Here is a 26,159-nt window from a genome sequence, read left to right as displayed (position 1 = left end):
GGGGGCTTAAGTTGGCGCTTATGCTAAATACCCCTCCCCACCTCCAATATCTAAAATTGAATAATTTTCCATGCATCCAACTATTTTCTCAATTTCAAGTCGCAAACTATTAAAACGATAATAAGTATTATGATCCAAAGAAAACAGCGAAGAACTTTTTTCTGGGCTCTTTCAAGGTATTTCTGAACAGTGCACACAGATCTCCCCAACGCGATAGCAGTTTTTAATTCGGCTATCGCTAATGGATAGTTTCCTTGATTCAAGGCTTCTTTACCAAACTGAAAGTGCAACTTAGAGTCTAATGGTTCACTCACTAATAAATTTCTGTACTGTTCAACAAAGTTATTTCTTTCTCCAGAGAAAATTCTTGCTATTTTCTTTAGCTTATTGATAATCATGCATCTTCCTATCAGCCCATAAAAATTTTTCTGTAAATATTTTTTGCCAAACTCGCTTCACATTCTGACATATGAAAATTATTTTTACATGAGAATTGAGTTCTACCTAAATAATTAGCTTCTATTTTTACGCCTTGCTGATACATACAACTCATCAGTTTATTAAAATAATGTTCGGGTGACGCACAAAAATCTTCATATTGCACGACAAGCTTTCTGTCTTCAGCCACACCCTGCAAACCTTCCTCTACGGCTTTATTAATACTTGCTACCTGCCCTGCCGCTTGTTCAATCGCACTAAGTTTCATCAGTTCTTGTTTTTCGGGAATCTCAAACGAATACCATGCTTCACAACTGCCCAATTGACGCTCTCTAGCACCTAACACAGATTGTATATTCATCAACGGGTCACGTTTGATCTGCACAAATATGGCCTTATCCAGCACAGTATCCAAAAAGGGAATATTATAATTAAAGAGCATCCCTTTTGCGGCAAACGGTTTTTGAAACACATCCATCATACCTACCAGTTCTGCCTTCATGGTCTGCACATCCATACTCTGCTTCAATTCATCATTTAACCACACATCACGCGTCGGATCAGCCAAAAACCTGCGCCAGAAATACCAAAATTCATTTGGCGCCAGCACGCCTTTGGTTTTACCATTTTCTGACTTGTACTCAGCCTGTTGTACGAACTCACCCAACTCATCACGAAAATTAAAGCGTGGATCAGTCAACAACAACTGAATCTTGGCTCCAAGAATCGGAGCTTGATAAAAACGCGACAACAGATTGGTTGGATAAGCGAACAGTCCAGTATTGGCCAACCATTGGGTAAATAGGGTTGTGCCACTACGGAGCGGCCCCATGACCAAAATTAACGGCTGGCTCATCGTTTGACCTGCATATTTTTCGACAAGTTTCTTTTCAGATGGCTGTAAATCACCATTTAGTCCATACAGCAATTCCTCAAGCAACGCATTTCTCTTAAACGTTTCTGTTCTCTTCTCAGACAAGAGAATACTCCCCAAGCATCTGTCGACACTGTTCCTGATCGTTAAACATCATGACATCAATGATTGACAAATGAGTGTTAATGGCCATTTAAACTGAGCCAAAACTGGCCATTAATATTGAGCCACTTTTCCAGACTTTCTTTTTATATTAAAGCTGTAACAGTCCCTCTATTTATCTAGGGAACGTTATGAAGGAGTGGATCGTGATTCATCAGATCAAAGCATTACACAATCAAGGCAATGGTTTATCGAAGCGTAAGATTGCCAAACAATTGGGTGTTTCTCGCAATACCGTCAGTAAATATCTCAACATGCCAGAAACAGAAATTACTGAGATATTGTCCGATACCGATAGAACTAAGAAACTAGATGAATATCGGGACTACATTATTCAACTGCTGCAAACCTATCCCGATTTATCAGCGGTTAAAGTGTTACGTAAACTGAAGGCCAAGGTTGAAACACTGAGCGTGTCAGATCGTTCTGTCAGACGCTATATTCAAGCACTGAAGCAAGAAATCAGTTTTAAGCAAGCCCGTTACTATGAGCCTGTCATAGATATGGTGCCTGGCGAACAATGTCAGGTTGATGGCGGTGAACTGCGTGGCGTGATGATTAATGGTGTTGAAACCACCGTTTATTTAATGGTCTTCGTATTGTCTTATTCTCGTTTAATGCATGTATCTTTATCAAATAAGCCGATTAATACCGAGATGTTGATCAAACAGCATGATGTCGCCTTCCGTTATTTTGGCGGCATGCCTGAGGAATGTGTTTATGATCAAACTAAACTGGTGGTTATCAGTGAAACCTTCAGGGAATTAAACCTTAATCAGCTTTTTTTCAGTATGCAACCGCCGCTGGATTTCGTATTCATGCCTGTGAAGGCTATGACCCAGAAAGCAAGGGCAAGGTTGAAGCAGGTGTAAAGTATGCCAAAAACAATGGGCTCTATGGTGAAAGCTTTGCCAGCTGGCATGAATTAGAACAGTATTTTTCTGACTGGTTGGATAATACCGCTAATCAACGTGTTCATGGCAGCACAGGTAAAAAACCCAGAGAATATTATGATCAGTCAGAACAGGCTCATATGCAGCCTTATTTGACACCTTCCTGTATAGCGTCTTATTCAGCAAGTACTGTCGCTACACGTAAAGCCGATAAAACAGGACTTATCGCTTGGCAATCCAATAAATACTCCGTGCCGATGGCCTATCAAAGTGCCCGTGTCGGTGTCAAAACCGAAACAGGTCAGTTAATCATCAGTGATTTAGAAACAGGTAACAAAATTGCTGAACACCTGATCAGCATCGAGAAAGGTCAAGTCATCAAGAACACCGATCATTACCGTGATAAAGCCCAGAGGATAAAAGACTTAGAAGCTGAGCTTTTACACATTTTAGGTGACACAGAGCAGACTCAGGCTTTATGCGCCTTACTTAAAAACGACCTCACCCAAAATATATAAAGACCAGCTTTTGGGCGCTAAACAAATAGTCAGCGCGTATTGCAAACAATATGGTGCTATTGAAGCAGAACATTTATCACGATTGATCAATACACCGCGCTTAACAGCAACAGGGTTAAGAGAACGTCTGCTGGCTTTCCAACAAAACCCAGAGAAAATAACGACTCACAGAGTCAGCAAGTCACACAGGATCAAGTTAATCAGGGTAATAGTGCATTAGCGCATTATGCTGCGCTAAATGGCCACCCTGGCGGTCAAGGAGAGAGCCATGTCATCCATTGATCAGGTCACCCAGAAATTCCGAAGCCTACGCATGTCAGCCATTGCAGAACATCTTGAGCCGTTATTAAGCCAAGCTGAGGCAAATGAAAGTTCTTATCTACAGTTTGCACAAAGTCTGGTTGAGTATGAAGAAAATCAACGCAACAGTAAACGTATTGAACAAAACAGACGGCGATCAGGTTTTCCCTTGCATAAAAGCCTGGAAGAGTTTGACTATCGCTTTCAGACCACGATCAGCAAGCGTGAAATGAATAGCCTGTGTGACTTTAACTTTATTGATAATCGAGATAACGTCGTCTTTATCGGGCCGCCAGGTGTGGGTAAAACGCATCTGGCTATTGGTCTGGGGCTTAAAGCGATTGATGCAGGCTATAAAGTCAGCTTCAACACGGCTTTGGCTCTTATGGAAATATTGGAATTAGCTGAACTCAAAGGCGAGTTGAAAAAGAAAATCAATCAGCTACTCAAATTTGATGTGTTGATCATTGATGAGCTCGGTTATCTACCGATGAATAAACAAGGTATGCACAACTTGTTTCAATTGATCAATGCGCTCTATGAATACCGCTCAATCATCCTGACAACCAACAAAGAATTTACGAATTGGGGTGAGTTCTTTTTCGACAACAATGTGGCCGTGCCGATTGTAGATAGGCTCATCCATCATTCACACATTTTTATGCTGGGAGGCGAAAGTTATCGACTGAAATCTAAACTTAACAAATAACTATTTCTCTGGAAAAGTGGCTCAATATTAATGGCCGAAACTGGCTCAATTATTTTGGCCGTTGACAATGAGAAACAAAATCACCTGAAAACTGCTTATAAGGCGAACACTCTGTTTCAATAAAGGATAGCTTTATACCTTGCTCCTCGAACAATTCATGATCATAAAGGTGCCTCCCTCCAGGCGGATTAATGTAATGCGTAGCATGTAATGATTTACAAATACTTAAAATCTTATTTTGCCCTTTCAATGCGTTATCTTTCTCAATGTAAGAGGATAACATCCACTTAGGATGAATTGATAGGTAATCACAAACTGCCCGCAAACTGTAATCTAGGAATAACGACAAATTATCCTCTTGGTAGCACATAATATCTTCTATAACAGGAAAAACACGCTGAAAACAAGGTGCTTTTGAGTATTTTTGAGAAATATTTTTCAGCAATTTCAAGCGATTATGACCTACATGTATTTCATTAATCAATTTGTTCTGACTTGCCCCCATCAACTGTAGCGTTACAAGCTCAGGCTTATCCTTAGCAAGTAAATTATTCCGATTAATCCAACCTCTGTTTATGTAATTCACATCATCATAAACCACAAAAGTATCAACGGCATAAATCAGTTGAAAGTAACCAATATAAGGAAAAAAATAAGGTTGCATAATCGCTAAACGCATCTCTTACCCTGCTGTACATCCAAGATGATTTCCGAAATAACCTCGACATCGCGAATTGCCAGATCAGCATAAAGCGGCAAACAGAGAATTCTGCTGGCAATATCACGCGATACAGGGGTACATTGCCCTTCTACAAGAAAATCCAAGCTATCCAATGACGGATAAAAATAACGGCGCGGAAAAATATTCTCGGCATTCAAAGCTTTCTGAACCTGTTTGAGTGTTTCCACACGATCAAACACGATAGGGTAGTAACCATGGTTTGACATTGCCTCATCCGCCCATTGCTGGCGAATCAGATTATCCGGCAAAAGCGTATCATACAATGCAGCCAACAGAGTCCGCCTATCAATCTCTTCATTCATATTATCCAAAAGGCATAACCCCATTGCTGCCTGAAACTCATTCATTTTCGCATTGATACCAAGGCACTCAATGCTCTCTTGCCCTGTAATACCAAAATTTATCATCTTACGCACTTTTTCACATAACGTATCATCATTGATGATCAGCGCACCGCCTTCAATGGTATGAAAAAGCTTAGTTGCATGGAAACTGAGAATACTAATATCCCCCAGTTGAGAATACTTTCTCCTTTGTATTGAACACTGAACGCATGCGCCGCATCATAAATAACCTTCAGCCCATGTTTTTTTGCCAGCTTCTCAATCCCTTCAACATCGCATGGATTACCGAATACATGCACAGGTACAAGTGCACTAGTTTGCCTTGTAATGAGTGGTTCAATCTTTTCGGGAGGAATATTGAAAGTCTTTTTATTGATATCCGAAAAAGAATATCCAGCCCTTCCCATTTGGCCGAGCTTGCTGTGGCAATAAAGGTGAATGGCGAAGTAATAATTTCTCCACTAAGGTTCAAAGCTTTATACGCTAGCTGTAGAGCCATTGTTCCATTGCTCACCAACACTACATTTTTTACTCCAAGGTAATGTTGTAGCTTTAGTTCTAATTCACGCACACATTCGCCACGATTAGTCAACCATCCCGAATCCAATATGCGATCAACATATCTATGAAATTTATTTCGGTCAGGTAACAGTGATTTTGTTACATAAATTGGTGTTTTCAAAAGATTAAATTCCTATCGTTTTTAAAACATCTTGTCCCTTGAGGAAACATCGCTCCTATGTCCCCGTATGCACCTGGAAGACTCATTAGTGGCTTTAACTTGCATTCAGGATATTCTAAAACTTCGCTGGTTCTGCACCCCCTATGTCAACATACCTGTCGCCTAGGAAATTTTAAATCAGGAGACAAAAATGAGCGTATTTAGCCAAGAATTTAAAGTACAATCAGTAGAAAAAGCATTATCCAGAAGACCAGAACAATCGCTAAAGCAAATTGCAGTTACTTTAGGTGTGGGTTACTCCACACTTCAAAAATGGATTCGGTTAGCTAAGAAAAATCAACTCGAAAAACAGAGTCAAACATGTCAAAAGAAAAAAAGCCCTCAAGATTGGAATACAGTAGAACGTTTTGAAGCCATTGTTCATTGTCATCATCTCACCGATGATCAGGCTAGCGCCTATTGTCGTGAACAAGGCATCTACTTACATCATCTAAATACCTGGAAAGCGGAATTTTGTCAGAATCTAAATCAACAGAATCCGTATATAAACAGGCGCAAACAAAACTCAAACAAGAAAACAAGCGTTTGCATAAGGAGCTAAACCGCAAAGAGAAAGCGTTATCAGAAACAGCGGCTTTACTGGTGTTATCAAAAAAAGTGCCAAGCGATCTGGGGGAAAAGGCGGCCGATTAATCGCCTACTCAGATCGCCAACACTACAGCGCACTCATTGATGAAGCCGTTGACAATGGAGCGCGGCAGAAATTAGCCTGTGAACTGGTGGGTATATCAGCTCGAACCTATCAGCGTTGGAACCGGGGAGAAGGACTCTCAGAAGACCTACGACTGCACAATACAGCGCCTGTGCACAATCAATTATCCGAGGCCATCAAGCAAGAAATCATCACCGTGATTAATAAACCGGAATACAGCGCTTTAACGCCGCATCAAATCGTTCCGAGGTTATTGGATTTGGGCTGCTATCTCGCATCAGAATCAACCTTTTATCGTGTCATGAAAGCCCACAACCAGCTTAAGCACAGAGCTAAAGGAGCCGCAGGTCAGCATAATAAACCGCAGTCACTCAAAGCCACACAGGCCAATCAAATCTACTCGTGGGATATTACGTATTTATTAAGCCCCGTCAAAGGGCAGTATTTTTACCTCTACATGGTGATGGACATCTATAGTCGGAAAATCGTAGGCTGGCAAGTTCATGATGCCGAATCAAGCGCACACGCTGCTGATTTGATCGAAGATATCGCTCGCCGGGAAAACATCGACAAAAAGCAATTGGTGATACATTCTGACAACGGCAGTCCGATGAAAGGCGCAACATTAAGGGCCAAATTGGTCGATTTAGACATTGCCACGTCGTTCAGCAGACCTCGTGTCAGTAATGATAATCCTTATTCAGAATCGTTATTTAAAACAGTCAAATATCATCATACCTTTCCAGAAAACCCTTTTTAAAACATTAAGCGAAGCCAGGAACTGGGTTGAAGCTTTCGTTTGTTGGTTCAACAATGAACATCAACACAGTGCGCTCAAGTTTGTAACACCCAACCAACGCCATAACGGCTTAGACAGCGCCGTACTCGAAAAAAGAAAACGAGTCATCGAGCAAGCAAAAAGAGACAATCCAGAGCGATGGAATGGACGACAAACACGAAATTTAACGCCCATTGGCCATGTTTATCTTAATCCGGATAAGGAAAATTTCAACACAACAGAATGTCAAGCAGCTTAATAAAATTCATTTCGTAAATTATTGCAAAAAATGCGACAGGTTGGTTGACATTTAGCGGCACAAACCAAGAATAAGTCTGGTTCACCCCATCTTCCAAACTGGTCTTCGCTTTCCAACCAAGCTTTTCAATTTTCGAGACATCCAGCAATTTTCTCGGTGTGCCATCCGGTTTGGATGTATCAAACTGTATTTCTCCTTGAAAGCCTGTCACTTTTGCAATGGTTTCGACGAGTTCTTTGATCGTACAATCTGTTCCTGTTCCTACATTGATATGTGAAAGCATCGGCTTGGTTTCTTGGTTATACTTTTCAGCATCTAAGTTCATCACAAAAACAGCGGCTTCGGCCATATCATCAACGTAGAGAAATTCTCGCATGGGTTTGCCACTCCCCCATGCTGTCACTTGAGGTTTATTATTGATTTTGGCTTCATGAAAGCGTCTGATTAAGGCTGGGATAACATGGGCGTTTTCGGGGTGAAAATTATCATTTGGGCCGTAAAGATTGGTGGGCATAATGCTTCGGTAATCTCTGCCATATTGGCGATTGTAGCTTTCGCACAATTTAATACCGGCTATTTTGGCAATGGCATAGGGTTCATTGGTACTTTCCAGTGTTCCTGTCAGCAAGGCTTCTTCTTTCATGGGCTGTTGAGCCAGTTTGGGATAAATACAGGATGAACCTAAAAATAGTAACTTTTGAACATTATTCTGATGAGCGGCATGGATGATATTGGCTTCTATCATCAGGTTTTGATAGATAAACTCTGCGGGGTAGGTGTTGTTGGCGTGGATGCCGCCAACTTTGGCCGCCGCCAGATACACTTGATCGATGTTGTTGTCGGCAAAAAATTGGTTGACTTGCTGTTGATTGGTCAAATCCAGTTCTTTTCTACTCGCCGTGATCAGTTGATTGCGCTCATCTTTTTGCAATTGTCGTATGATGGCTGAGCCAACCATGCCGTTGTGGCCAGCGATAAAAATTTTAGTTCTATCATCCATGCTCTTATTGTCCAAATGGATTAAGAAGTTTGATATCCAATGATTGAAAATCCTTGATACTACGGGTTACTAAGGTAAGAGAATAAACTTGTGCGGTAGAAGCAATAATGTTATCTGCTATCTTTATCTTTTTTCTGTCTCGATTAGAAATAGCCTGCAAAGAAATATCTTTTGTGGTATCGATTATTTCAAAACCCTCTAACAATTCTTGCACTGCTTGTCGTTCTTCGTGAGTAAAATCGAATGATAATACTTCAATAAAACTGAGCTGGGAAATACAACACTGACAAAAATACTCTGTTAGAAATTGCGTGGCAACCGGCTCATTGTTGATGTGGTAAATAAAAATATTAGACTCGACCAGAAATTGTTTATCGTTCATATTCTGTTCTAATGCTTTGCTGCCACTTTACGGGGTCAATATTTCTTGTTCTCAACAAACCCGCCGTTTTTTCAAGTAACTGATTGTTTTTATTTATTTCTTTATTATTGTCTTCGAGATCATCGTTAAAAGGCAACACTAAAATTTCAATCCTTTTATCCATATATTCTTTCGGAATATGCACGCTATAATACTCACTCGACGGTTTTATAATTTTCCTAATCATAATCAATAATACCTGTAAAAAACAACGTAACTTCTATTTTACTATGCTAGAAGCATCATGCCTATGCGCACATCCTTTATTACATCCTGTAATAATTTTTTTGCCCTGAATCTAACTGCTCAATTGAAATTGCCACATCCTTTTTCAATGTTTGTAGATGGATGAACTCAACAAACGCATTGACCATTGCATGTTCATTCACCAAACACGTGCTGAATACTTTTTTCCAGCTCTGGGTTATCGATTTTTATACTCAGCATACATTCTCACCTGTTTATTCACTGATGCAACCCGAATAGTTTTATTGCAGAAAACTATTTATGACACCTGGGTTCCGGCAAGGATTACCGGAATGTCAGTTCTTCTGTTAAAAAAGCCTTCGAATTATTGGATCAATATTTCTTGATTGTAACAGCCCTGCCGTATTTTTCAGTCGCTGTTTGTTATCTTTGAGCTCTTCATCGACACTGAATTTCTTGCTGTAATTTTCTTGCATATTTCGCTAAATTTTCCTGTGTTTGGATTAATATCTCATAGCTTTCAAGTGCTGTCATTAAAGCTTGTAATAAACCAGCCGGAGAATCCATGTATTCATGAACTAATTTATTTCTAAGCATTCTAATTTCAATCCAGCTTTCGGCTGAAACAAGCCATCCCATCTTTTCTGCTCTCAACAAATTATCTAATTGGGAACCCGTCCTTTCAAGGCTTGCTCGCAATAATGCGGGCAATAATTTATCGCCTAACGTATCTTGTAATCGACTGAATCTCGATACAAACGCATCTAACATTTCACCTTGCTCAACTCTTTCTTCAAGCGATTCAACCCATTTTAAATCAGGTTTTAAGGCATTGATTCGTGTTGCTGTTAATTTGAGATGCTTCGCTTCTTTTTCTGTCACCGCAAGAAGTTGATTAACCAAAAACCAGTGTTCTTGTTGCGTCATTTGTTTCATAAAGCCACACCATAATCAATCGCATGTTGATAGATGGGTGCTATGTTGCTGTGTTTATCTTTTATCAAGACATCTACTTTCCGCCCGCCTAATTTAATATAAAGACGCGCACTCAATCGACACTCCGCTTCAATCTTGTTACTTAACTGCTGAGGGGTTTGAATAAACAAGTCAATATCGCCCCCTTTTTGACTGTCATCTATGCGGCTACCAAACAAGATAATTTGGCTATCAGGCCCCAAAAGTTTATAAACTTCTGTTTTGATTATTTGTTGCATTGCCTCTGTTAATCTCATTTAGCTGACCTTTAAAAGAGAATCCGCATTACACAATTTCAGTATTTTTCTTGCTCCCGCACTCTTGTGTCGTACATCGCCACCGGATGCATTCCCGCGCGGGAGCGCCATGCCATTAATTTAAGAAAAAACCATCCATGGCTCCTGAATTCCGGCAATCCCTGCCGGAATGACGGTTTTTCTGTTAAAACGCCTTCGAATCCCTTAACTCACGTTATTCCATTGAAATCTGAACATCATGCCCATGCGCTTTTAGTAGAGCATGGCGCTGCGCAATTTTTAGGTCTTCCGCCACCATTTCGGCGCACATTTGCTGTACGGTGATTTCTGGTACCCAGCCCAGTTTTTGTTTGGCATTGGAGGGATCACCCAATAAGGTTTCCACTTCTGCCGGACGGAAGTAACGCGGATCAACGCGGACAATCATATCGCCTTGTTTTACGGCAGGCGCCTTATCGCCTTCTACGGTTTCGACGATACCAATTTCGTTGATGCCTTCACCTTCAAAACGTAGTGTTATCCCCAGTTCTTTTGCTGACCATTCAACAAATTGCCTCACAGAGTATTGTTCGCCCGTGGCAATCACAAAATCTTCTGGTTTGTCTTGTTGTAACATCAGCCATTGCATACGCACATAATCTTTGGCATGTCCCCAGTCCCGCAGGGCGTTCATATTACCCAAGTAAAGACAATCATCCAGACCTTGAGCAATATTGGCCAGACCGCGAGTGATTTTACGGGTGACAAAGGTTTCGCCTCGGCGGGGAGATTCGTGATTAAACAAGATGCCATTGCAGGTATACATGCCATAAGCTTCCCGATAATTGACCGTTATCCAATAGGCATAGAGTTTGGCCACGGCATAGGGCGAGCGTGGATAAAAAGGCGTGGTTTCTTTTTGGGGGATTTCCTGTACTTTCCCGTAGAGTTCTGAAGTTGAGGCCTGGTAAAAGCGGGTTTTCTTTTCCAGCCCTAACAAGCGGATGGCTTCCAGCAATCGCAACGTACCCATGGCATCGACATCAGCCGTATATTCGGGGGACTCAAAAGAAACCGCCACATGGGATTGCGCCCCCAGATTATAGACTTCATCGGGTTGGACTTGTTGCAAAATGCGGGTCAGGTTGGATGAGTCGGTAAGATCGCCATAGTGCAGAATGAAGTTGGCATTATCGACATGGGGGTCTTGATAGATATGATCAACCCGCTGGGTATTGAACAGTGAGGCACGGCGCTTGATGCCATGCACTTCGTAGCCTTTTTCCAATAAAAATTCGGCTAGATATGACCCGTCCTGCCCGGTTATCCCTGTTATGAGTGCTTTTTTCATTAAACCTCCTTATTCAATTTTAATTCTCAAAGTGCGGTACTAAATTTGCCTACTGTAAACTTTTTGGTACGGCTATCTAAGTAAGCCATACCAAGCAAAAAACAACCAAAAGTGATCACATCAGCACTGAAGCAGAAATTATACCCCTACACCGTTACCCTGTCATAAAAACACTGTTCTTATGGTAGAGTTCAATCAATCCACCTCAACAAATTTGGTTGACTACTACTATTGTATTAGGGCTCTTCGCTGGAGTTTTTGCAGCATTATTTGCCAGGGCAATCGCATTAAAACGGAAAAGCACCAGTAAATCAGTATGTTACGAGACTACGATCTTTTTGCAATTCAATCTTAACGCATTGATTTACAAGATAAATATAGTTTTAATGCGATTACCCTGCATTATTTGCTGGCTTTCTTGACAAGACCAAGCAACAACAATCGTCATTAGAATCTTGACTTAAAAATTGGCTTTTCTGCACGGCCGTTATGATCAATATTTGCATCATTGTAACGCCAAGCGCGAAAGCAGGGTCGAAAAGGCTTGAAAATCGACTAATCGTTCTTCCAGAATAAACCTCAAAATATCTAGACTCAAGTCTTGGTACTGATGAACAGCAATATTTCGGAACCCAACCATAGCTTGCAGGTGTCGAGATAATTCCGATGGCAACAAGTCTGCTTTTTCAAGCAATGAAAAAGCATCTTTGCTTTGTTGTGGAATACCCAGTTTGTGTACCCTGACCAAATGCATTGCGGCATCAATGGATGATTCGCAGGCCCGTTGCAGATTTAACACAATCGCATCCTGGCGGGTGAAATTTGTGTCCAATTCTGTTTCATGTCCATGATATTCTTGCCTAATCCGCATCAAACATCGCTCTATGATAGCTGCTTTGTTTAACAACACATCATCCATAAATCCGTCCTTGCTGGCGAATGCTTTCCAGTATTTCATGCCTTTCTTCATTCAAACGAACGTAATCAGAAAAAACAAAATCTTCAAATTGCTCACAAGCGCTAAAGTCTTGACAATACAAGCGTTTGCCTTGCGATACAATCTGCATCCGCATTACCGTTGTCGCTTTGTTTAAGTCAATCAGATCAACTGGTCGTTGCACTATCGTTTCCATCAATTGCCTCAAGTCCCACAACGCCAATGCAGACAAAGGCTGCTCAGTCCATATAGCCAAATCAATATCGCTATTGTCATGCATATCGCCCTTTATTGCCGAACCAAAAAGATAAACGGCTTTGAGCCCGGGCACTGCCGACTGAATGGCAGAGACGATATTTTTCTCCAGTTCTGTTATTTGATAATCGCTCATGCCCTTGTAACCGCTCGCTGCTCTGGAATAGGAAGGTGTGAAATCTTTTTGGCACACATCCATACTATCAAACAATCCCTTACCATGATCGAGTTTAACCGCACTGGTCAGTTTTTTAATTGAACACTCACCGTTAAAGCAAATGATTGGAGTTTAAGATACATTTTATTGACAACTATCGCTTTAATGACTTTTTCATCCAAATTGAGATAATCATGCACGATAGCATTTCTCATGCCGATAATTCTTTGCCATTCCTGCGCATCGTCAGCAGGGATTAACTGTAATTCCATCAGTTTTTCAAAAACGGCATAGGCATCAGCAGGGATCACTTTATGCTGCTTCTTCAGCCAATGTCGGGACACCCCGATACAGGCTTCCACTAGAATTTGCAATAACCGTTCCGCCCCTTTGCGCTCTACTCTTGTCCAGGTGCGCTCTTGCAAAATAGTGTAAAGGGTATCCAGGTCTTCAACACTTTCATTGATATGTTGCTGAATGGCCTCAACATAACTATCAAGCATAGTGTTTTTTAGGATAGCAGTAGTCTAATTCCCATTTCGACATGATCTTTTGTTCTTCTATCATTTTGCGATAATCATTATCGCTGTAAAGCAGGCAATTGTCTTGTACCACCGTATAAGCTAACGGCAGGGGGACTTGGTTGATATCGATGACGGAAATTTCCACGCCTGTTTCATGCGCCCATTTCAATGCCAGCATTTCAGGTCTCAAACGCCGCTCAACCGGGTCTTCAAGATAATGCTTGAAGGCTACCGCCAGATCATAATCACTGTGCAGATTAGCGGTGTTTCTTGCGCGCGAGCCATACAGCCACAGGATTTCCACATCGGTATGATTATTTGCCAAGGCAATCAGGCTTTTGATGATTGGATTTTGTTCTGGATGTTTTTTCAATTTCCGCCTGTTTTTACTGCATTGATGGATGGTGGGGTCCACTTTATGGTAGCCCTTAATTTTCACTCTTCTTTATAATTTTATTGCGGTCTTATGCACTTCATCTTCTAACAGCTTGTCTGCACAATTTAGTGGTACAACATCAATCTTTAAATCCAGCCCCATCTTCATCATTTCAGTAATAAATTGTATTTTACATTTTTTAAATTGCTCCGGTGATAAATCTGTATCAACAGCTATATCGATATCTCCACCTTTTTTAGCATCATCAACCCTACTTCCAAAAAGATAAACATCAACATTGCCAAAACTGTTTTGAATACCGCGTTTAATCTTGTTTTTCAAGTAATCAGACAGGCGCATGTACTTGTTGTTTTGCAAAGTCTAACGCTTTTAAATAATAACTTTCCAATGTTTCAAAGTTATCCACACAATATTTTAAGTCTTTCAATGCGGCTGATAAGTTATCCGGGTAATCATGCTCCAGGTCATTCCGCACTTCTCGCAATTCTATCCAATGTTCCAGGCTATCAATGATTTCTTCTCTTTCTACTGCGTACAAAACTTCTGTCATTTTCCCATAGCTAATGCCGGATAGTTCCAATATCATCGGGAAAATTTTAGCACCCAAAAAATCCTGTATTGAAGCAAATCGTTTTAAATAGGCATCAAAAACAGCCTTGTCCTGAATTTCAAGTTTATTGAAGTTTTCAGGCTGATAAATATCAACCTGTGCTGATAACTTGTCAATCAATTGCTTATAAGCTTTCAAAGCCTCATAATGCTGCCTTAATTTATCAAAGCGTTTTTTAAGAATTTCTTTTTTATTGCTCATTTTCTACCATATCCGCTTAACCCTGCCTTACTGCCAACAAGCCATAAATCATTGATAAACAATTCTATGCATGCAGCCGCCATACCTATCCTTAGTATTTTCCTATGCGTTATTTTTTCAAGGCAATCAACCCCTGTTCCGCAAAGATAAATAAAGGATGATAGCTTGTGTTTTTTATAATCGCCCTGATAATCTCCGGTTGCATATTAAGATAATCGTGAACCAGGGCATTTCTCATGCCGATTATTTTTCGCCAATTAATTTCCATAGCGCTATCAACCCCATGCTGTGATAAAGCCTCAAAAGCAGAATAGGCATCTGCTGGTGCTGTTTTATTCAAATCGTTAGCCCAATGTTTAGCTATGCCGATACAGGCCTCTATCAACATTTGTAATGTTCTTTCCGATGCCCGGTATTCATAGCGATTTAAATCACGCTGGGTGATTATTTCTGTCAATCCTTGTAGCTCACTTTTTAGCTCAGTAAGGTGCTCCTGCATGGAAAATAAGTAAGTATTATCCATAATTTTCCTGATAATGCTGGTAATGGTAAAGGTAATCTATTTCCCATTTAGACATGATCCGTTGCTGGACTTGAAGCTGGCGGGAGTAATTTTTGCTCAGTAGTAATTGGCCGCTCTCAAGGACTGCCATAGCCAGAGGAATGGGGGCAATGTTCATATCCAATATGCTTAACTGTCCTTCTTTTAAATTTAAATACTGTTGCCATTCCAGCGCAAGAAGTTCTGGCCTTAATCGACGCTCAACCACATCCTTTTCCCAGCTTTTAAACACAACAGCCAAATCTATATCACTGTTTTCATGCGCAGTCCCTTTAGCATAAGAACCATACAACCAAAGTAGTTCAATCTCGCTGTTTTTTTCAGCCAGATGAATAATCTGGTTTTTTATCTGTTTAAATTCCATTTGTCCGTATATTTACAGGTGAGCGCCCAATATTTTTATGTGGAGTTTTTTGTTTTGGTCGACTCGCTATGTTTCAGCTTGATCCATTCTATTATTTTTGTAATTGCGGCACATCTTCTTACAACCTTGGGACAAACCGGCATAGGATTACCGAAATTTAGATGTAAAAAGAGGATGGGCTTTGCTATGGCTTCACCCACCCCTTTCTATACTCTCCGCACATGAAAATAGAGCAAACCATCATGCACCGATAATTTGAAAATTCTCAGTTAAAAGTGAGCGCAAATTGTCGACATGCTTTTCTGGCTCAGAAAAGAATGTCTCGCAGGCTATTTTGAATTCTTTGAATGTTTCATAATACTGGTCATATAAGATTTCTTTCTTGAAATATCGCCAGTACCGTTCAATCAAATTAAGATTCGGCGCATACGGCGGTAAAAACACTAATTCAATTCGCGACATTTCAAGAAATTGTCTGACAGCCTTTGATCGGTAGTAGCGTGCATTATCGCAAATGATGTAAATAGTCCCAGCCTTCGGGTAACGTTCTTCAATCGCCTTACAAAGATCAATCGTTGCCTCGCCATTGATGGTGTCATAGAAGCGGCAGACAGTATCCAGAGAATCGATATTGACTGCACCGTTGACATTGAGACGTTGACGCCCGGTATTACTCTGAATCGTGAATTCCACACCACGCTTAATCCAACCACAAGCCATTACAGGATTATGTTGTGGATGAACACCATCCATGAACAATATCAAGTCTTCGGGCTGCTTGTCTTCCTTTAGTTGTTGATATTTCTCAAGGAACTCCAGTTGGGCTTTTGCATTAGCTTTGCCGGGTATCAGCTTGGGCTTTTTATAGACATAACCCAAGCGATGCAGCAAGGCTGTCACACCGCGTTCACTATAGCGAACCTGCCAACGCTCTTTAATGTAAGCTGCAACCGATTTAGCGGTTAAGTGAAGATTTTTCTGCAGATATTCATCCAACTCGGTCGCTTCTGAAACCGATAAGAAACTGGCACTTCCAACATGCTGAGTTTGTAGGAGTTTAGCAAGACCACCTTTCTTATATTTTCGATAGTAGGTACGGATTGTATTGCGGTCAATGAGAAGTGCTTCGGCAACGTTTGTTGCTGACCAGCCTGAACCTAAAAGAATGATGGCTTTAACTCGGTCTGCATCACGTTTTTCTCGAAGCTCACCATGGGCTTCGCGCAAATCGGCTAATTCAGTCTCTGGAAGGGTGTAATTCGACATGGCCTTATTTTATATATTTCACTCCATTACGTCATCTTTTTATGCTAAATTCTCATTTGCGAAGAGTATACAAGTTATTTTTTCTTGGTTTTTGATTGTTTTTTGCTGGCTTTTGCTTTGCCTTTAATCAGAATGTCGCCTTTGTTTTTCTGTAATGTCTTCGGCCCAATGCCTTTTACCTTGACAAGGTCTTTGATGGATTTGAATTTACCGTGGGTTTTGCGATATTGAACAATTGCTTCTGCCTTTTTCTGACCTATTCCTTGGAGTGAGCCGGCAATGGTTTTGGCATCGGCAGTATTGATATTGACAGGTTTAGCCATGACATTAAAAGCCAATAGCATCAAAAGAATTCCAAGTTTTTTCATATTTTCAATTCCTCGTATAAATTCTGGATACATCCTTTTATCAATTCAAATATCCTTTGCTTCAGATTAGCAATAATCTTGAATTCTACAAGTAATTGAAGGCATTTAACCCGGCTGGGTTAACGACTCAAGCTTCCTTCATATAACACTAGCCTGTTATTTTTAAAATCGCGATAATCAGACCGGCAACGCTAATCATCATGGCAAATGTCCATTTCATTTGTTGTTTAATTTCTTGATGAATATCAAAAACTCCCTGAGCGAGCTTTTCTAATTGTTTATCAACCTGATCAAGTCGCTTGTCTACTTGCTCAAAACGTTTGTCTACCTGTTCAAAGCGCTTTTCTACTTGCTCAAAACGTTTGTCTACCTGTTCAAAGCGCTTTTCTACTTGCTCAAAACGCTTATCTACCTGTTCAAAGCGTTTTTCTACTTGCTCAAAACGCTTATCTATCTGTTCAAAGTGCTTTTCTACTTGCTCAAAACGTTTGTCTACCTGTTCAAAGTGCTTTTCTACTTGCTCAAAACGCTTTTCCGTTTGCGCAAACCCTTTCAACATCAACTCCCGTTGATGTTTTAATTCTTCTTCAACCCGAACAGTACGTTCTCGTAACTCCAGCTCATAACGCACATTGGCATTGCCAACCGCAGGCGTTTGTGCAATTGCTTGCCGGATCATGGATTGAATTTGTTCAATATCTTCTTCTGCTAATGCCATAATAAATTCCGCAGACTCAACTCCAAAGTGTAATTGATTGTGAAACGACAACCTAAAACTTATCAATAATTTTTGATAGTGTCAGAAAAGCGCCGATAACAACAATCAAGGTCATCATATTTTTATTCAGTGCTTTTTGTATCGTGACTTCAATTTTTTTGTTCCAGGTTATACAGTTCACTGGATAGTTTTTGTTCCAGATTATCCATATCACTAGACAACTTTTGTTCTAAATGACTGAATTTTTGTTCCAACTGATTAAATTTTTGCTCCAGATAATTAAATTTCTGTTCTAGTTGATTAAACTTCTGCTCCAATGCAACAACACTTCCAGCCACCTCATCTAATTTTGCATCCAGGTGATTGATATGGTTGTATTGTGATTTCAAGAGTAAGGTATTGATGTCGTCTTGCGTTAATGCTCCACCGCTCGAGAATTTTTCTTCTATTTCCTTAATTTTAGGCGCTATCATCTCGACCAACATGTCGTCTACGCGCGTTTTTTGCATATTTAATCTCCGTTACCACGGTATATTTATCAAGGATAGGGTATATCAACATTTTAAGTTCATGCTCAAGGGCATTAAACGATACAAACGATAACTCTGTGCGCTCTGTGGTCTGAAGTGTCTATATGGGCTCCTACGCAGGAGTGTGGGAATGAGGGAAGAGTTACTGCGTAACATCAGTTAATGATAGAATGGGAGGTTTTATAATTGCTTAAATTATATGCGTTTAATCCGGGGACTGGCTCATCTTGAAACCCTGCCGGCGGGTTGTGTTTTAACGATTGGTAATTTTGATGGCTTGCATATTGGTCATCGCATGGTGATTGAAAAACTGGCTCAGAAGGGGCGAGAATTAAATCTTCCGGTGGTGGTGATGCTGTTTGAGCCGCAACCTTTGGAATATTTTTTGAAAGATAATGCGCCATCGCGTTTAATGCGGCTACGGGAAAAGGCCATCGGACTGAGTAACTTGCCGGTAGACCAACTGCTGGTGATGAAATTTAACCGTCACTTGGCAAATTACGAAGCCGAAGATTTTATACAGGATGTTTTAATCGACAAACTGCGGGTAAAACATTTAGTGGTCGGGGATGATTTTCATTTTGGTAAAGCTCGACGTGGCAATTTTTCCATGCTGCAGCAATTTGGCCAGCAAGCAGGCTTTGCGGTGGAAGACACGCAATCGCTAATAATCGACGGTCACCGCGTCAGCAGTACCTTAATCCGCGACGCGTTGGGCGAAGGTGATTTAGAAACCGCCCGGCGCATGTTAGGCTGCGATTACTCGGTCTGTGGCAGGGTTGCTCACGGTGATAAACGCGGCAGGACATTGGGCTTTCCAACGGCAAATATCGAAATGTTCCGTAAAAACACACCGATTGAAGGCGTCTATGCGGTTACCATGAGTGGCATTGATGACAAAACCTACCCAGGCGTTGCCAATGTGGGCACCCGGCCGACAATTGAAGGTGGTACACGGGTTATTCTAGAGACACATTTGTTTGATTTTGACCAGGAAATATATGGCCGCTATGTGGAAGTCCATTTTAAACAAAAAATTCGCGATGAAATTCGTTTTTCATCCCTGCAACAGCTTAAACAACAAATAAACTATGATGTAATACAGGCTAAACAGATTTTAACAGCCTTCTAAGAACAGTTAACTCACGCTCAAATCATCAGCTATGGATTATAAAAAAACACTCAATCTCCCGAAAACCGATTTCCCAATGAAAGGCAATCTGGCGCAACGCGAACCAGAGCGGCTGAAAAAATGGCTGGATATGGATTTGTACCAGAAGATTCGACAAAAACATGCAGGGCAAGAAAAATTTGTGCTGCACGATGGCCCACCGTATGCCAATGGCGATATTCATATTGGCCATGCCGTCAATAAGATTCTGAAAGATTTTGTCATCAAATCAAAATCGTTAAGCGGTTATGACGCACCCTATGTACCTGGCTGGGATTGTCACGGCCTGCCGATTGAGCTGATGGTAGAAAAAAAGGTTGGCAAAGCCGGTGCCAAAGTTTCTCCTGCCGTATTCCGCAAAGAATGTCGTCAGTACGCTGGCAAACAAGTCAACATGCAAAAACAGGCCTTTATCCGGCTGGGCGTGCTAGGGGATTGGGACAATCCTTATCTGACTATGGATTATAAATTCGAGGCCGATATTATCCGCTCCCTCGGTGTTATCGCCGAAAAAGGCCATTTAAGCCAGGGTGCTAAACCTGTGCATTGGTGTACCGATTGTGGCTCGGCGCTAGCTGAAGCCGAAGTTGAATACGAGGATAAAACATCGCCAGCCATCGATGTGCGTTTTCAGGTGATTGATGAACAAGCGCTCATGGCAGCTTGTCATCATGTTCCCGAACATGAAGGCGAAGGTCCGCTATCAGTCGTTATCTGGACGACAACGCCATGGACACTCCCTGCCAACCAGGGTGTCGCGCTGAATCCCGAGTTGGAATACGCCATCGTACAATGTAACAAAGACGGTCAGAAAGAACGCTTGCTGATTGCCGAAGTGTTGCTCAAAGACGCCATGTTGCGTTACGGCATTGACGATTACCATGTCATTGCCTATTGCAAAGGCGAGGCACTGGAAAACCAGCTATTACAGCATCCATTCTACGACCGTAAAGTCCCCATCATCCTCGGTGATCACGTCACTGTCGATGCCGGCACCGGGGCTGTGCATACCGCACCTGGACACGGCCAAGAAGACTATGTTGTCGGCATGAAATACAATCTGCCGGTGGATAACCCTGTCGGCTCAAATGGCGTCTTTTTGCCTGATACCGAATTATTCGCCGGCGAGCATGTCTTCAGCGCTAATGACCATGTGCTGGAAGTGCTCAAAGAAAAAGGCAAACTGCTGCATCATGAAGCGTTGCTGCACAGCTATCCACATTGTTGGCGCCATAAAACGCCGATTATTTTTCGCGCTACTGCGCAATGGTTTATCTCGATGGAGAAAAACCATTTACGCGACACGGCACTGGCCGAAGTGAAAAAAGTTCAGTGGATTCCTGACTGGGGACAGGCTCGCATCGAAAGCATGATCAACAACCGGCCGGACTGGTGTATTTCAAGACAACGCACCTGGGGCGTACCCATTACGCTGTTTATTCACAAACAAAGCGGCCAATTGCACCCACGCACACCTGAGTTGATTGAACAAGTCGCTTTAAAAGTCGAACAACATGGCATTGATGCCTGGTTTGAGCTGGATACGACTGAATTATTGGGCGATGAAGCTGATCAATATGATAAGGTTCAGGACACCTTAGATGTCTGGTTTGATTCCGGTGTCACCCATGCCTGCGTGCTGAAACGACGCGAACAGCTAACATTTCCGGCTGATCTTTACCTCGAAGGCTCCGACCAACACCGCGGTTGGTTTCAGTCCTCATTGTTAACTTCGGCGGCGATGAATGATGCTGCGCCTTACAAGGCCGTGCTGACCCATGGCTTTACTGTCGATGCCGAAGGCAAAAAGATGTCTAAATCTAAAGGCAATGTGGTCGCCCCGCAAACAGTGATGAAATCACTTGGCGCCGATGTCTTGCGCTTGTGGGTGGCCAGCACCGATTATCGCGGGGAAATGCATGTTTCTGATGAAATCTTAAAGCGCACGACCGATGGCTATCGCAGGCTACGTAATACCGCACGCTTTCTGTTATCGAACCTACATGGCTTTGATCCGGCCTGTGATCGAGTTGACAACACTGATCTGTTAGCGCTCGACCGCTGGATTGTCGACCGTGCTTATCAACTACAAAATGAGATCATTGACGCCTATGACGCCTATCAATTTCAGCATATTTACCAAAAAATCCTGCATTTTTGTACGCTGGATTTAGGCGGTTTTTATCTGGATATTGTTAAAGATCGTCAATACACCACCAAAACCGATGGACTGCCGCGGCGTTCGGCACAAACCGCCATGTATCATGTCATCGAAGCGTTGGTGCGCTGGCTAGCTCCCCTTGTCAGCTATACCGCCGATGAAATCTGGCATTATATTCCTGGCCAACGCAGCGAATCGGTTTTTCTGGAAAGCTGGTACACCGATTTATTTCCGCTGGATGAGGCCAGCGAAATCGACCGCGAAAGCTGGGAAAAAATCATGCAGGTACGCTCGGCTGTCGCCAAGGAACTCGAGAGCCTGCGCTCAGCCGGCACTATCGGTGCCTCTCTGAATGCCGAAGTGACTCTGTATGCCGATGCCGATTACCTAACGGCACTCAGCAAACTAGGCGATGAACTACGCTTCGTCTTTATTACCTCAGAAGCCTGTGTACAAACGCTAGGCGATGCCGACGCCAATGCAACAGCCACCGACATCGACGGCCTCAAACTGAAAGTTATCGCTTCTAGGCATAGCAAATGTGTCCGCTGCTGGCATCAGCGTGAAGATGTCGGCCAGCATCCTAAGCATCCTGAATTATGCGGGCGCTGTGTCGAAAATATTGACGGCGAAGGGGAAACACGTCGTTATGCCTGACCGCCTAAATCCCATGCTGAAGTGGCTAAACCTGTCCTTGCTGGTGCTGATCCTCGATCAGGCCAGCAAATGGCTGGTCGTTCAGAGTATGCAGTTGTATCAGTCTATCCCGCTGATGCCCGGTTTTAATCTGACCTATGTTCACAACACCGGCGCGGCCTTCAGTTTATTAAGCGAAGCAGGAGGCTGGCAGCGCTGGTTTTTCGCCTTCATCGCTTTAGCCATCAGTGTCATTCTGACACTGTGGTTGATGCGCTTAAAGCAGCATGAAACCTTGATGGCGGCAGCCTTGTCGCTAATTTTAGGCGGTGCAATCGGCAACCTGATCGACCGTCTGCTTTATGGTTATGTCATCGACTTCTTAGACCTCTATTATCAGAACTGGCACTGGCCCGCTTTTAATATCGCCGATTCCGCCATTTGTGTAGGCGTCGCATTCATGCTACTAGAAAGCAGCATCCATAAGAAGTCATAAGCCATTTTTATGCGGTCGCAGCCAACACATTGTCGTTATCTCACCCCTTTTCTTGTTCCCCGATGACTTTATGTTTCCGCCCTGCCTGAAAAATATACACTATACTTAACCGGCTTGTTCTTATTTCTATTTACCTACGGGGGAATAATTTATGTCGACCGGAAAAATTGAATTCAGAACCTATCTTGCTTTAGCCTTTGCCGGCATAATTATGTTAATTGCCGCCACCCTGATTTTTATGGCTTTGGAAAAATCCAAACAAGATGCCGAAATCGTCAATGCCCTCGGTCGACAACGCATGTTAACGCAAGCCATGGCAAAGTCGGTATTAACGTATGCTGCCGCCAAAAATGAAACTAACGAGGCTTTAAGCAAAACGAATTTACACGAATATGAACAAGCAAAAACGATTTTTGCAGAAACATTGCATGCCGTAAAATCCGGTGGAAAATACCCGTTGGATCTAGCTTTAAAACGCTATGGTCAGCTTGAACGGCTAGAGAATGATGCTATTCAAAACAAAATTACTGAAATTGAACGGTTGTTTAACCAGTTTCAACACTCCATTGAGCAATTTATTGCCACACAAGCGGGTACGAATAAATACCGTCAAACCTTAGTCGATATTCCACGACAATCCAATCAGCTCCGAAAACTCAGCAATGATTTGGTATTGCTCTACACAGACATCGCCAATGAAAATAACAGTCGTATTTTATATTCGACCATTATCATGGTGGTGCTTATTCTGGCCATCCTTATCGCCACCGCGATATATCTTAAAATTGTGGTATTTAAGCGTATTCAGAAAACCTATCAAAGTATCCGCTCCATTGCAGAAGGCGAGGGAGAATTATCGCGCAGAATCAATGATCCCAGTGATGATGAATTAGGCCATCTGTCCCGCACTTTTGATGCTTTTATCGACAAACTTCATAATATGGTTCTCAATATTCGTAATGAAATCGATCTCCTCATAGCATCAGCAAAAGATACTGAACTCATTTCCAATAAAACAGCCGCCGCCATCAACCAACAAAAAACAGAAACTCAGCAAGTCGCCACAGCCATGCAAGAAATGACCGAATCTGTCAACGAAGTTGCCAGTAATGCGGCCAATACCGAACAAGAAACCCAAGCTGTCGACCGCGCCATGCATGAAGGTATGGACATTGTTAAGCAAACGATTCAGGGCATTCAGGAATTAGCAAATGAAGTCGACAATGCGACGGAAACACTCAATCAACTAGAAGCGCAAAGCGATACCATCGGCAATGTCCTCGATGTCATCCGAGGTATTGCCGAACAGACCAACTTACTCGCCTTAAATGCGGCTATTGAAGCAGCACGAGCCGGCGAACAAGGCCGAGGATTTGCCGTTGTCGCCGATGAGGTTCGCACCCTAGCCAGCCGCACTCAGGAATCGACCCAAGAAATTCAGGATATGATTGAACGTTTGCAGGCAGGTACCAAGCAAGCGGTCAAAGTCATGAATAGCAGCAAAGACAAAGTGGCACAAAGCGTCGAACAATCAAACAAAACTGGCGAAACGCTATCGTCAATCAGCTCAACCGTCGCTATCATCAGCCAAATGAACGCTCAAATCGCCAGCGCCACCGAAGAGCAATCTGCTACAACGACTGAAATCGCTAGGTCCATCGATACCATTATGTCAGCCGCCAACCAATCGGCCGATAGCGCAAAGCTCGCAGATGTAGCCTCTGAAAAATTGAAACAAATAACCGATGATCTTGCGCTCTTAGTCAAGCAATTCAAACTGTGACACCAACAAAACGCTTGCCATAAGAAAGCTTAATACCAATCTCAATATGTTTATATCTAACGTAAATCGGGTTCCTCCCGCGTCCACGCTCCGGCGTGGGCGCGCTTAATGCGCTTGAAGCGCCGCTGCGTAGCAAATATTTATTTAATCGCCTTAAAGCCGATATCGGTCCGATAATAGACCCCATTCCAATGAATTTTTTCAACCCCTTGATAAGCCTTTTTCTGGGCATCTGCAATATCATCGCCTAAGGCACAGACGCACAATACACGACCGCCTGCCGTAACGATGTTGTTCCCTTGACTGGCGGTGCCGGCATGGAAGACTTTCAGGTCATCCTGTTCTTTTTCCGGCAAACCCTCAATGACATCGCCTTTTTTATAGGCATCAGGATAACCGCCTGCCGCTAATACGACACCTAAGGCAGGGCGTGAATCCCATTCGGTCTTGGTTTGCTGCAGTTTTTTATCCAGTGCGGCCTGACACAATTGCACCAAATCGCTCTTAAGCCGCATCATGATCGGCTGGGTTTCCGGATCACCAAAACGGCAATTGTATTCGAGTACCTTAACGGTACCATCAGGTGAAATCATCAAGCCGGCATATAAAAAACCAGTGTACGGATGGCCATCTTTGGCCATACCCTTAAGCGTTGGCGTAATCACATCGTCCATCACCCGCTGATAAACAGCCTCAGTCACCACGGGAGCTGGCGAATACGCCCCCATACCACCGGTATTAGGTCCGGTATCCCCATTATTGCGGGCTTTATGATCTTGTGAGGTCGCCATCGGCAGCGCATGTTCACCATCGGCAATCACAATAAAACTGGCTTCTTCACCGGCCAGAAATTCTTCGATGACAACACGATGACCTGCCTCACCAAAACGATTACCGGCCAACATGTCGTTAACGGCATCTATCGCTTGTTGTTCCGTTTCGGCGACAATAACACCCTTACCGGCTGCCAAACCATCGGCCTTCACCACAATCGGCGCACCTTTTTCATGGATATAGGCAATGGCTTCTGCGGTGTCCGTAAAGGTTTGATATTCCGCCGTCGGGATTTTATGGCGCGCCATAAAATCCTTGCAAAATGATTTAGAGCCTTCCAGTTGCGCTGCTTCTGCCGTCGGCCCAAAGCAGGGCAAGCCAGCTTCATTAAAGCGATCGACAATACCGGCGACTAACGGTGCTTCAGGGCCGATGATCGTCAAATCAATCCTTTGTTGTTTGGCAAAATCCAGCAGTGCCGGTATATCATCCGAACTGATGGCGATATTTTCAATACCGGCTTCCCGTTCTGTTCCTGCATTGCCAGGAGCGACGAACACTGTCTCAACGCCAGCTGATTGTTTGGCTTTCCAGGCCAGGGCATGCTCCCGGCCACCGCTACCTACGATTAAAACTTTCATAATAATT

General features: G+C 42.6%; 26 protein-coding genes and 4 pseudogenes. 7 read left to right on the top strand and 23 right to left on the bottom strand.

What is annotated here, in order from left to right; genetic code table 11:
- Positions 1–80: 80 nt before the first annotated feature.
- Positions 81–398 carry a hypothetical protein gene (locus tag JEU20_RS14075; protein ID WP_198246782.1) on the bottom strand — a complete coding sequence of 106 codons (318 nt, stop codon included), beginning with the start codon at positions 396–398 and terminating at the stop codon, positions 81–83.
- An 11-nt stretch (positions 399–409) separates the two neighbouring features.
- Complete coding sequence (locus tag JEU20_RS14070) at positions 410–1,378, bottom strand: sulfotransferase (RefSeq protein ID WP_245395279.1); 969 nt, start codon at positions 1,376–1,378, stop codon at positions 410–412.
- 242 nt (positions 1,379–1,620) lie between these two features.
- Between JEU20_RS14070 and istA the strand changes: the two are divergent.
- Both istA and istB read left to right on the top strand, forming a co-directional pair.
- Positions 1,621–3,167, top strand: a pseudogene (gene istA / locus JEU20_RS15700) (IS21 family transposase).
- Positions 3,154–3,894, top strand: a complete 741-nt coding sequence (gene istB / locus JEU20_RS14060) for an IS21-like element helper ATPase IstB (RefSeq protein ID WP_198244246.1) — start codon at positions 3,154–3,156, stop codon at positions 3,892–3,894. The pseudogene istA and the gene istB overlap by 14 nt, the downstream one beginning before the upstream one ends.
- 49 nt (positions 3,895–3,943) lie before the next feature.
- Here the strand turns inward: istB and JEU20_RS14055 are convergent, their stop codons facing one another.
- Positions 3,944–4,573, bottom strand: coding sequence for a WbqC family protein (locus JEU20_RS14055; protein WP_245395277.1), 630 nt, complete (start codon positions 4,571–4,573; stop codon positions 3,944–3,946).
- A pseudogene (locus tag JEU20_RS14050) lies at positions 4,564–5,650 on the bottom strand (DegT/DnrJ/EryC1/StrS family aminotransferase). Before JEU20_RS14050 ends, JEU20_RS14055 begins: the two are co-directional and overlap by 10 nt.
- Positions 5,651–5,852: 202 nt before the next feature.
- Between JEU20_RS14050 and JEU20_RS14045 the strand changes: the two are divergent.
- Positions 5,853–7,411: pseudogene (locus tag JEU20_RS14045) on the top strand (IS3 family transposase).
- Between the two features lie 58 nt (positions 7,412–7,469).
- Here the strand turns inward: JEU20_RS14045 and fcl are convergent.
- From fcl to JEU20_RS13955, 18 genes and pseudogenes are all read right to left on the bottom strand, one after another.
- Positions 7,470–8,411, bottom strand: a pseudogene (gene fcl, locus JEU20_RS14040) (GDP-L-fucose synthase); the annotation flags it as partial.
- A 4-nt stretch (positions 8,412–8,415) separates the two neighbouring features.
- On the bottom strand, positions 8,416–8,793 hold the full coding sequence (locus tag JEU20_RS14035) for a type II toxin-antitoxin system VapC family toxin (RefSeq protein WP_198246780.1): 378 nt from the start codon (positions 8,791–8,793) through the stop codon (positions 8,416–8,418).
- Complete coding sequence (locus JEU20_RS14030; RefSeq protein WP_198246779.1) at positions 8,783–8,956, bottom strand: hypothetical protein; 174 nt, start codon at positions 8,954–8,956, stop codon at positions 8,783–8,785. Before JEU20_RS14030 ends, JEU20_RS14035 begins: the two co-directional genes overlap by 11 nt.
- A gap of 521 nt (positions 8,957–9,477) precedes the next feature.
- On the bottom strand, positions 9,478–9,966 hold the full coding sequence (locus JEU20_RS14025) for a hypothetical protein (RefSeq protein WP_198246778.1): 489 nt from the start codon (positions 9,964–9,966) through the stop codon (positions 9,478–9,480).
- Between the two features lie 5 nt (positions 9,967–9,971).
- Positions 9,972–10,253, bottom strand: coding sequence for a nucleotidyltransferase domain-containing protein (locus JEU20_RS14020; protein WP_214657315.1), 282 nt, complete (start codon positions 10,251–10,253; stop codon positions 9,972–9,974).
- Between the two features lie 232 nt (positions 10,254–10,485).
- The gene (gene gmd / locus JEU20_RS14015; protein WP_198246776.1) at positions 10,486–11,601 is read right to left on the bottom strand and encodes a GDP-mannose 4,6-dehydratase; all 1,116 of its coding nucleotides are present in this window, start codon (positions 11,599–11,601) and stop codon (positions 10,486–10,488) included.
- 505 nt (positions 11,602–12,106) lie between these two features.
- Positions 12,107–12,520, bottom strand: a complete 414-nt coding sequence (gene hepT / locus JEU20_RS14010) for a type VII toxin-antitoxin system HepT family RNase toxin (protein ID WP_198246852.1) — start codon at positions 12,518–12,520, stop codon at positions 12,107–12,109.
- Positions 12,513–12,929 carry a type VII toxin-antitoxin system MntA family adenylyltransferase antitoxin gene (mntA, locus tag JEU20_RS14005; protein ID WP_198246775.1) on the bottom strand — a complete coding sequence of 139 codons (417 nt, stop codon included), beginning with the start codon at positions 12,927–12,929 and terminating at the stop codon, positions 12,513–12,515. The genes hepT (JEU20_RS14010) and mntA (JEU20_RS14005) overlap by 8 nt, the downstream gene beginning before the upstream one ends.
- A gap of 107 nt (positions 12,930–13,036) precedes the next feature.
- Positions 13,037–13,453: a type VII toxin-antitoxin system HepT family RNase toxin gene (hepT, locus tag JEU20_RS14000; RefSeq protein ID WP_198246774.1), complete on the bottom strand. Its 417-nt coding sequence runs from the start codon at positions 13,451–13,453 to the stop codon at positions 13,037–13,039.
- The gene (gene mntA / locus JEU20_RS13995) at positions 13,446–13,847 is read right to left on the bottom strand and encodes a type VII toxin-antitoxin system MntA family adenylyltransferase antitoxin (protein ID WP_198246773.1); all 402 of its coding nucleotides are present in this window, start codon (positions 13,845–13,847) and stop codon (positions 13,446–13,448) included. The genes hepT (JEU20_RS14000) and mntA (JEU20_RS13995) overlap by 8 nt, the downstream gene beginning before the upstream one ends.
- Before the next feature lie 72 nt (positions 13,848–13,919).
- On the bottom strand, positions 13,920–14,210 hold the full coding sequence (locus tag JEU20_RS13990) for a nucleotidyltransferase family protein (RefSeq protein ID WP_198246851.1): 291 nt from the start codon (positions 14,208–14,210) through the stop codon (positions 13,920–13,922).
- A complete protein-coding gene (locus JEU20_RS13985) occupies positions 14,197–14,682 on the bottom strand; it encodes a hypothetical protein (RefSeq protein ID WP_198246772.1) in 486 nt (161 codons plus the stop codon). The genes JEU20_RS13990 and JEU20_RS13985 overlap by 14 nt, the downstream gene beginning before the upstream one ends.
- A gap of 109 nt (positions 14,683–14,791) precedes the next feature.
- Positions 14,792–15,205, bottom strand: coding sequence for a type VII toxin-antitoxin system HepT family RNase toxin (gene hepT / locus JEU20_RS13980; RefSeq protein WP_198246771.1), 414 nt, complete (start codon positions 15,203–15,205; stop codon positions 14,792–14,794).
- Positions 15,198–15,608 carry a type VII toxin-antitoxin system MntA family adenylyltransferase antitoxin gene (mntA, locus tag JEU20_RS13975; protein WP_198246770.1) on the bottom strand — a complete coding sequence of 137 codons (411 nt, stop codon included), beginning with the start codon at positions 15,606–15,608 and terminating at the stop codon, positions 15,198–15,200. The genes hepT (JEU20_RS13980) and mntA (JEU20_RS13975) overlap by 8 nt, the downstream gene beginning before the upstream one ends.
- 240 nt (positions 15,609–15,848) lie before the next feature.
- Positions 15,849–16,874 (bottom strand): IS630 family transposase, encoded by a 1,026-nt coding sequence (locus JEU20_RS13970; protein WP_198243546.1) that lies wholly within the window; start codon positions 16,872–16,874, stop codon positions 15,849–15,851.
- A gap of 74 nt (positions 16,875–16,948) precedes the next feature.
- The gene (locus JEU20_RS13965; protein ID WP_198246769.1) at positions 16,949–17,242 is read right to left on the bottom strand and encodes a ComEA family DNA-binding protein; all 294 of its coding nucleotides are present in this window, start codon (positions 17,240–17,242) and stop codon (positions 16,949–16,951) included.
- Positions 17,243–17,390: 148 nt separating this feature from the next.
- A complete protein-coding gene (locus tag JEU20_RS13960; RefSeq protein ID WP_198246768.1) occupies positions 17,391–17,960 on the bottom strand; it encodes a hypothetical protein in 570 nt (189 codons plus the stop codon).
- Positions 17,961–18,109: 149 nt separating this feature from the next.
- On the bottom strand, positions 18,110–18,469 hold the full coding sequence (locus JEU20_RS13955) for a hypothetical protein (RefSeq protein ID WP_198246767.1): 360 nt from the start codon (positions 18,467–18,469) through the stop codon (positions 18,110–18,112).
- A 220-nt stretch (positions 18,470–18,689) separates the two neighbouring features.
- On the opposite strand from JEU20_RS13955, the gene ribF reads away from it, so the two are divergent.
- The 4 genes from ribF to JEU20_RS13935 all read left to right on the top strand — a co-directional run bounded on the left by ribF (position 18,690) and on the right by JEU20_RS13935 (position 24,737).
- Positions 18,690–19,622, top strand: a complete 933-nt coding sequence (ribF, locus tag JEU20_RS13950; protein WP_198246766.1) for a bifunctional riboflavin kinase/FAD synthetase — start codon at positions 18,690–18,692, stop codon at positions 19,620–19,622.
- A gap of 31 nt (positions 19,623–19,653) precedes the next feature.
- Positions 19,654–22,479: an isoleucine--tRNA ligase gene (ileS, locus tag JEU20_RS13945; protein ID WP_198246765.1), complete on the top strand. Its 2,826-nt coding sequence runs from the start codon at positions 19,654–19,656 to the stop codon at positions 22,477–22,479.
- A 13-nt stretch (positions 22,480–22,492) separates the two neighbouring features.
- A complete protein-coding gene (gene lspA / locus JEU20_RS13940; protein WP_198246764.1) occupies positions 22,493–22,954 on the top strand; it encodes a signal peptidase II in 462 nt (153 codons plus the stop codon).
- Positions 22,955–23,105: 151 nt separating this feature from the next.
- A complete protein-coding gene (locus tag JEU20_RS13935) occupies positions 23,106–24,737 on the top strand; it encodes a methyl-accepting chemotaxis protein (protein WP_198246763.1) in 1,632 nt (543 codons plus the stop codon).
- A 140-nt stretch (positions 24,738–24,877) separates the two neighbouring features.
- Here the strand turns inward: JEU20_RS13935 and purD are convergent, their stop codons facing one another.
- Entirely contained in the window at positions 24,878–26,152 is a 1,275-nt protein-coding gene (gene purD, locus JEU20_RS13930; RefSeq protein ID WP_198246762.1) for a phosphoribosylamine--glycine ligase, read from the bottom strand.
- Between the last annotated feature and the right edge of the window lie 7 nt (positions 26,153–26,159).

Origin of the sequence: methane-oxidizing endosymbiont of Gigantopelta aegis (assembly GCF_016097405.1) — a bacterium.
Taxonomy (GTDB): Bacteria; Pseudomonadota; Gammaproteobacteria; order Methylococcales; family Methylomonadaceae; genus Methylomarinum.
Note: the sequence above shows the minus strand (reverse complement) of the source record. Positions and strands in the feature narration are given on the sequence as shown.

Bases quoted from the DNA above. Each gene is read 5' to 3' on its own strand.
- JEU20_RS14020 (WP_214657315.1), bottom strand. From the start codon at position 10,253: ATGCAACAAATAATCAAAACAGAAGTTTATAAACTTTTGGGGCCTGAT.
- JEU20_RS14035 (WP_198246780.1), bottom strand. From the start codon at position 8,793: ATGAACGATAAACAATTTCTGGTCGAGTCTAATATTTTTATTTACCAC.
- JEU20_RS14075 (WP_198246782.1), bottom strand. From the start codon at position 398: ATGATTATCAATAAGCTAAAGAAAATAGCAAGAATTTTCTCTGGAGAA.
- mntA (WP_198246775.1), bottom strand. From the start codon at position 12,929: ATGAGCGATTATCAAATAACAGAACTGGAGAAAAATATCGTCTCTGCC.
- JEU20_RS14030 (WP_198246779.1), bottom strand. From the start codon at position 8,956: ATGGATAAAAGGATTGAAATTTTAGTGTTGCCTTTTAACGATGATCTC.
- istB (WP_198244246.1), top strand. From the start codon at position 3,154: ATGTCATCCATTGATCAGGTCACCCAGAAATTCCGAAGCCTACGCATG.
- JEU20_RS13970 (WP_198243546.1), bottom strand. From the start codon at position 16,874: ATGTCGAATTACACCCTTCCAGAGACTGAATTAGCCGATTTGCGCGAA.
- JEU20_RS13965 (WP_198246769.1), bottom strand. From the start codon at position 17,242: ATGAAAAAACTTGGAATTCTTTTGATGCTATTGGCTTTTAATGTCATG.
- JEU20_RS13960 (WP_198246768.1), bottom strand. From the start codon at position 17,960: ATGGCATTAGCAGAAGAAGATATTGAACAAATTCAATCCATGATCCGG.
- JEU20_RS13990 (WP_198246851.1), bottom strand. From the start codon at position 14,210: ATGCGCCTGTCTGATTACTTGAAAAACAAGATTAAACGCGGTATTCAA.
- hepT (WP_198246852.1), bottom strand. From the start codon at position 12,520: ATGGATGATGTGTTGTTAAACAAAGCAGCTATCATAGAGCGATGTTTG.
- mntA (WP_198246770.1), bottom strand. From the start codon at position 15,608: ATGGAATTTAAACAGATAAAAAACCAGATTATTCATCTGGCTGAAAAA.
- ileS (WP_198246765.1), top strand. From the start codon at position 19,654: ATGGATTATAAAAAAACACTCAATCTCCCGAAAACCGATTTCCCAATG.
- ribF (WP_198246766.1), top strand. From the start codon at position 18,690: ATGCGTTTAATCCGGGGACTGGCTCATCTTGAAACCCTGCCGGCGGGT.
- JEU20_RS13985 (WP_198246772.1), bottom strand. From the start codon at position 14,682: ATGAGCAATAAAAAAGAAATTCTTAAAAAACGCTTTGATAAATTAAGG.
- JEU20_RS13935 (WP_198246763.1), top strand. From the start codon at position 23,106: ATGTCGACCGGAAAAATTGAATTCAGAACCTATCTTGCTTTAGCCTTT.
- gmd (WP_198246776.1), bottom strand. From the start codon at position 11,601: ATGAAAAAAGCACTCATAACAGGGATAACCGGGCAGGACGGGTCATAT.
- hepT (WP_198246771.1), bottom strand. From the start codon at position 15,205: ATGGATAATACTTACTTATTTTCCATGCAGGAGCACCTTACTGAGCTA.
- JEU20_RS13955 (WP_198246767.1), bottom strand. From the start codon at position 18,469: ATGCAAAAAACGCGCGTAGACGACATGTTGGTCGAGATGATAGCGCCT.
- JEU20_RS14025 (WP_198246778.1), bottom strand. From the start codon at position 9,966: ATGACGCAACAAGAACACTGGTTTTTGGTTAATCAACTTCTTGCGGTG.
- JEU20_RS14055 (WP_245395277.1), bottom strand. From the start codon at position 4,573: ATGCGTTTAGCGATTATGCAACCTTATTTTTTTCCTTATATTGGTTAC.
- purD (WP_198246762.1), bottom strand. From the start codon at position 26,152: ATGAAAGTTTTAATCGTAGGTAGCGGTGGCCGGGAGCATGCCCTGGCC.
- hepT (WP_198246774.1), bottom strand. From the start codon at position 13,453: ATGCTTGATAGTTATGTTGAGGCCATTCAGCAACATATCAATGAAAGT.
- lspA (WP_198246764.1), top strand. From the start codon at position 22,493: ATGCTGAAGTGGCTAAACCTGTCCTTGCTGGTGCTGATCCTCGATCAG.